At 29.7% G+C, this 6,010-nt stretch carries 3 protein-coding genes; all 3 read left to right on the plus strand.

Annotation, left to right across the window (positions count from 1 at the left end):
- The first annotated feature begins 309 nt into the window (after positions 1-309).
- The gene (locus B3040_RS13020) at positions 310-2,205 is read left to right on the plus strand and encodes a sigma 54-interacting transcriptional regulator (RefSeq protein WP_291573975.1); all 1,896 of its coding nucleotides are present in this window, start codon (positions 310-312) and stop codon (positions 2,203-2,205) included.
- A 357-nt stretch (positions 2,206-2,562) separates the two neighbouring features.
- Entirely contained in the window at positions 2,563-3,852 is a 1,290-nt protein-coding gene (gene lysA, locus B3040_RS13025; RefSeq protein WP_291573976.1) for a diaminopimelate decarboxylase, read from the plus strand.
- A 338-nt stretch (positions 3,853-4,190) separates the two neighbouring features.
- Entirely contained in the window at positions 4,191-5,546 is a 1,356-nt protein-coding gene (locus B3040_RS13030) for an MATE family efflux transporter (RefSeq protein WP_291573978.1), read from the plus strand.
- Positions 5,547-6,010: the final 464 nt, after the last annotated feature.

Here is a 6,010-nt window from a genome sequence, read left to right on the forward strand (position 1 = left end):
ACTAAATGAAAGACACTAAGTGATAACTTAGTGTCTTTTGTGTTTTGTAATATAAATAGCTAAAAATAGATTGCTTATTAATATGTTGCCAAACTAATTTAGGAAATTCGCCATTAATACAATATATACTTACTAATAATTAAAACATGTAATATTCTAGCGAGGATTTTTATATATTTAAATTTATAAATGGTAATATAATAGGAAAATTATGATATTGGTTGCCATAGAGTTTATTGAAAACTAAATTACGCGTAATCTAGTTTAATAGTAAATTGTTATTAAATTTATTTAGTTAGGGTGGGATTAATGGATGGGATTCTAAGGGAGATATTAGATAATATTTCTGAAGGAGTTATAATAATCGATACAGAAGGAATTATTACTGTCTATAATAAAAGGGCCAGGGAGATATTTGGCATCCTGAAAAATGATGAAATTTTTCACCAAGGTGGACAAATAAGGCAAGGTGATTATGTTTTTATTGTAGATAACAAATTAGGGAAAGATGATGGAAATCTTAATAGAAAAGATTTAAGAAAAATTCAAATTTATGATGAAACTATTTGTGAAGGGGATTCAGTTTTGTGTTTTGGAGTGTATAACACAAAGAAAACTTATGGACAAGATTCCCAGAAATTTAAAAAAAACCTTAAATTAAAAAGGGAAAAGGAATACAACTATAAAGTAGTTAAGGAAGAAAATCAAAAGGGACAGGTAGTTTTGAAGGGTACATACAAAGGGGTTGCTTACGAACTACAGATTAATTATACAGAAAAAATATTAAATATTAAGATAAATTGTACAAATTATAGAACTAAATATAAAAGTGGAATGGGCCATATGGTAATAATAAGAGACGGAAGCTTATTATTTTATCAAAGTGGTGGGTATACTGCAAGAAATGAGACTATTAAGCAGGTTTTGGAAGAAGGAACCTTTAGAGAAAAGGGAAAAAGTGCTATGGTTTTTGAGCCTATAGGAAAACAAATTTTTGAAGTTCATGAGAAAAGTAAGGAGATATTAGAATTTTATAAAGCAGCTACAGCAAATCATATTGTAGATGAAAATAAATTTATGGAAATAAATGGTATAACTACTATTTCATCGATTAGAACCTTATATCATGGAGGGAGAAAGATAGGTGCAATGATAAGGGTAGAGGATATTAGTGAACTAAAGAAAGTTACTGAAGAGAGGAATATTCTCATTGAAAACCTTAAAAAAACAGAGTTGTTATTGGAGGATAAAAAAGTACTTGAAGTTTTTAAGGAGTTTGTTGGAGTAAGTAAGCATTCTATAAATATCAAGAAATTAGCATATAAGGCTTCAAAAACAAATTCTTCTATATTAATTTTAGGAGAAAGTGGCACTGGAAAAACAACATTAGCTAAGGAAATTCACAATCTTAGCAATAGAAAGGAATATGCAATGGTACACTTGAATTGTGCTTCTTTACCAGAGGGGCTTCTTGAAAGTGAACTTTTTGGTTATGAAGGAGGTGCCTTTACAAATTCAAAAAAAGAAGGAAAAATGGGATTATTACAGTTATCTCATAAGGGAACTTTATTTCTAGATGAGATTGGAGACATGACGTTACAAACTCAAGGTAAAATCTTAAACTTTCTTCAAAGTAAAAAGTTCTATAAAGTAGGTGGAACTGAAGAAATCTATGTAGATACAAGGATAATATGCGCTACAAATAAAAATCTAGAAAAGGCCATTGAAGAGGGGAATTTCAGAGAAGATTTATATTATAGAATAAATATTATTCCTATATATATTGAGGCTATAAGAAATAGGATAGAGGATATTCCTATACTAGTAAATGTTTTACTTCAAAGAATTGTAGAAAAACTTGGAAGAGAATCGGTTACAATTACAAGTGAAGCTATGAATAAATTAATGACCTACCCTTGGTATGGAAATATTAGAGAGCTTGAAAATATTCTGGAAAGAGCCATAACTTTAAGTGATTCTAATATTATTTACTCAAAAAACTTACTTTTTCCAAGTGATCGTATGCTAAACAAGCCGATTTGTACAACATTAAAGGGGAACTTAGAAGAGTATGAGAAGGATATAATTATACGAACTTTAAGAAGTAATAATGGAAATATAAGAGTTGTGCTTAATGAATTGGGTATTGGGAAAACAAGTTTTTATGAAAAGTTGAAGAAATATAATATAAAATTGCATGAATGAATAAAGATATGGCAAAGTAGAAGATTACTTTATATTGTCATAAGAAAAATAAATGAAATATACTGATTAATGTGAGTAATTTATGCAATGAAATTATACAGGTCAAATAGTATGGAAAAGTTCGGCATAGTGGAAATAAGTTCGTTAAAGCGGAAATGCTTGATTTATAACTAAATCACAGTAATGGAGTTCTAGTTATTAAATGGAGTTCACTTTTGCGGAAACCTATATGATTGGCTACTTATTGATTAATGTGTAAGAGGCAATAATCCTAATATTGGTAAGTAAGAATGTTGGCATAGTATTTGCTTTTATTATGTAGTACAAGTTACCAAGTTAATAATTAGGAGGAATAATATGTTTCAAGGGGAAAACAAAAATGGAAGTTTATATTTTGCTAATTGCGAGATTCAAAGTTTAGCAGAAAAGTATGGAACTCCTCTATATGTCATATCTGAGGATAGTATTAGATTAAGATGTAAGGAAGTAAAAAGAACCTTTTTAAATAAGTATCCAAACTCTAAAGCTTTTTATGCAAGTAAAGCTTTTCTAACTATGGAAATGTGTAAAATAGTTGCTGAAGAAGGGCTGGGTATAGATGTGGTTTCTGGTGGAGAACTATTTGTAGCACTTAAAGCTGGGATAAATCCCCAAAATATAATGTTTCATGGCAATAACAAGACTGTGGGAGAATTAATTATTGCCATAGATTCGGGTGTAGGACGAATAGTTGTAGACAGTATTGATGAGCTCATACTACTAAATGAATTGGCTCAACAGTATAACAAGGTAGTTGATATTTTATTTAGAATAACACCAAATATAAACTGTAAGACCCATGCATATATTTCAACAGGTCAAAAGGATTCCAAATTCGGCATTCCACTTAATGACGATATCATCAAAGGAGCAATTAGTAAGGCGAAAAACTCGGACTATTTGAAATTAAGAGGAATTCATTTTCATGTAGGATCTCAGCTTTTTGATAATATAAATCATCTTAAAGCTATAGAAAACACTACCCTGCTGATTAAAGAATTAAAAGAAGAAATGGGTGTAGAGGTTGAAGAGCTTAATGTGGGTGGAGGTTTTGGGATTAAATATGTACAGAGTGATGAAGTTAAACCTCTAAGTTATTTTGTTGATGCAATCATGGATAAAATTACTGATAAATGCTTAGAGTATAATTTAACTATACCTAAGGTGTATATAGAACCAGGAAGATGGATTGTAGGCGAAGCAGGGATGACACTTTATTCTATAGGAACTATTAAAAATATACCGGATATAAGAACGTATGTTTCGGTAGATGGAGGACTACCGGATAATCCAAGAACAGCACTATATCATGCTAAATATGAAGCTTATATAGCCAATAAGTTAAATGAAGAAAGAAATAAAATAGTAACTATAGCAGGAAAGTGTTGTGAGTCTGGAGATGTTTTGATTTGGGATCTTCTAGTACCAAATAGTATAAAAAGAGGAGACATCTTAGCCGTTATGAGTACTGGCGCTTATAATTATTCCATGGCTAGTAATTATAATAAAATTCCAAGACCTGCAGTGGTGATGATTACTCAGGGAAAAGATAGAATTATTGTAAAAAGAGAAAGTTATGAGGATTTAATAGCAATGGAAATAACATAAGTTTAGACGAAAAAATAGTAATCAACCGGAGAAATATAGAGAAAATACAGGTTAAAAGCTTTTGCTTCTAACCTATTTTTATTTTATACAAAAATATAAATATATTATTATAATTTTGTTAAGATAAGAAAATATAAGTGTTATAATTTTAGAAGGAATGGTTGTGTTTAGATGAATATTAATTAACTTAATTTCATAATTATGAAATATAAACAATCAATTCTATAAGTTGAAGGCTAAAATAAACTGATAATTTAATTTTTCTAGGTTAACTTAAAGGGTTGGTATATCAACTAAATAGACTAAAGCTTATTTGATAATAGATATATGGGGGTAATATGGATACTAAAAAAAGAGATTTTATATTAAGAGGATCTTTATATAAGGTTATTTTAACATTGGGACTTCCAATTATGATTAACAACTTAATTCAAACATTGTATAATCTTGCCGATGGTGTTTGGGTTAGTAAAATTGGTTCTACGGAGTTTGCAGCAACTTCTTTTGTATGGCCGGTAAACTTTTTATTTATATCTTTAGGAATAGGAATTTCAATTGCAGGCACATCTATAATTTCGCAGTTAATTGGAGCTGAAAAATACGAGGAGGCTAATAAATATGCTAGTCAAATTATAGTTGCATCTTTAATATGCTCTGTATTTTTTTCAATAATAGGATACATTTTGAGTCCCTTTATAATAAGTGTCATGGGAGCTACGGGTAGTTTTGCGGAATATAGTAATATATATCTTAGAATAACTTTTTTAGACATGCCATTCATGTTTTTATTTTTTAATTTTAACTCCATAATGAACTCTCAGGGAAATACTATAATGCCAACAGTACTTAGTGGCATAAGTGCAGTACTTAATGTAATATTAGATCCCATATTCATATTTACGTTTAATATGGGGGTTGCAGGAGCAGCAATTGCGACTTTAATTGCTAAAGCATTACTTGCCTTTGCTGGAATATATATATTAATGAAGAAGTCCACTATGGTAAAACCATGCTTTAAAAATTTCAAATTTGATAAACTTATAATTAAAAAGATAATAAAAATTGGTGTTCCATCATCAATAGGTCAATCTGGATCTGCACTAGGATTTATTGTTTTAAATAGTTTTATAGCCTCATATGGTACGGCAACTTTAGCAGCATTTGCAATGGTAAACAGAATTACTTCTCTTATAATGCAGCCAGCAATGGGGATAGGGGCGGCATTAACTTCTATTGTTGGGCAAAACTTAGGCTCAAATCAAGCTGAGAGAGTAAAAGAAGCCTTTATGAAGTCTTTAAAACTTACAATCTCATTTTCAATTATAGGGTGTGCATTTCTTATATTTTGGGACAATGAAGTAGTAGGATTCTTTATGCAATCAAAGAATGACATGGAAGTTATATCTCAAGGAATAACTTATTTACAATACATATCTATATCAATGCCATTGATGGGGATATTTAGCATATTTCAGGGAATATTCCAAGGATCAGGCCATACAAAGTATTCTATGGCTATGGAGATTGGACGGCTTTGGTTTGTAAGATTACCCATGATATTATTATTTAAGCATTTTACATCTACAGGTTCAATAGGGATATGGTTTTCTATGAGCTTTAGTAATTTAATAGTATGCATGTATGGATATTGGGTATATAGAAGAGGAAAATGGCAAAGAAAAGTCATAAAATAAGAAAAATAACCTAGTTTATTTATTTGTATTAGGTAACCTAGGTTATTTTTATGTATTAGAAAGCTAAGTTTCACAGTAGCTTGTTCATGAGTTTGTTCTTTAAGATTTAGTGAATTTCTGTGTAAGAAAGAAACATGTTAGGTATATTAGATGAAAAAAGTGCTTAGTATATTCAGAAATTATTGTATAACTTATCCAAGTGTGTCACTTAATGAAAAATGGACTTAGTGAAAGGAAAGTCGCTGGTTTAATATAATAATCTAACTTGATGAATAAGTGCTTGTGAAATTATGAGCTTATATGTGATAAGATATGTCTTGTCCTTAAGAACGGACAAAAAACATTTAAAATCTAAAACAATTTTTAAATTATTGATAGAAATATTAAAAATAAAAAAGTGTTGACATAGGTTTTGAATGATGATAAAATATAAAAGTCGCCGAATGGTGGCAACGCTACAGTGT

The sequence above is a fragment of the Clostridium sp. UBA4548 genome (assembly GCF_002387895.1).
Lineage (GTDB): Bacteria > Bacillota > Clostridia > Clostridiales > Clostridiaceae > Clostridium_J.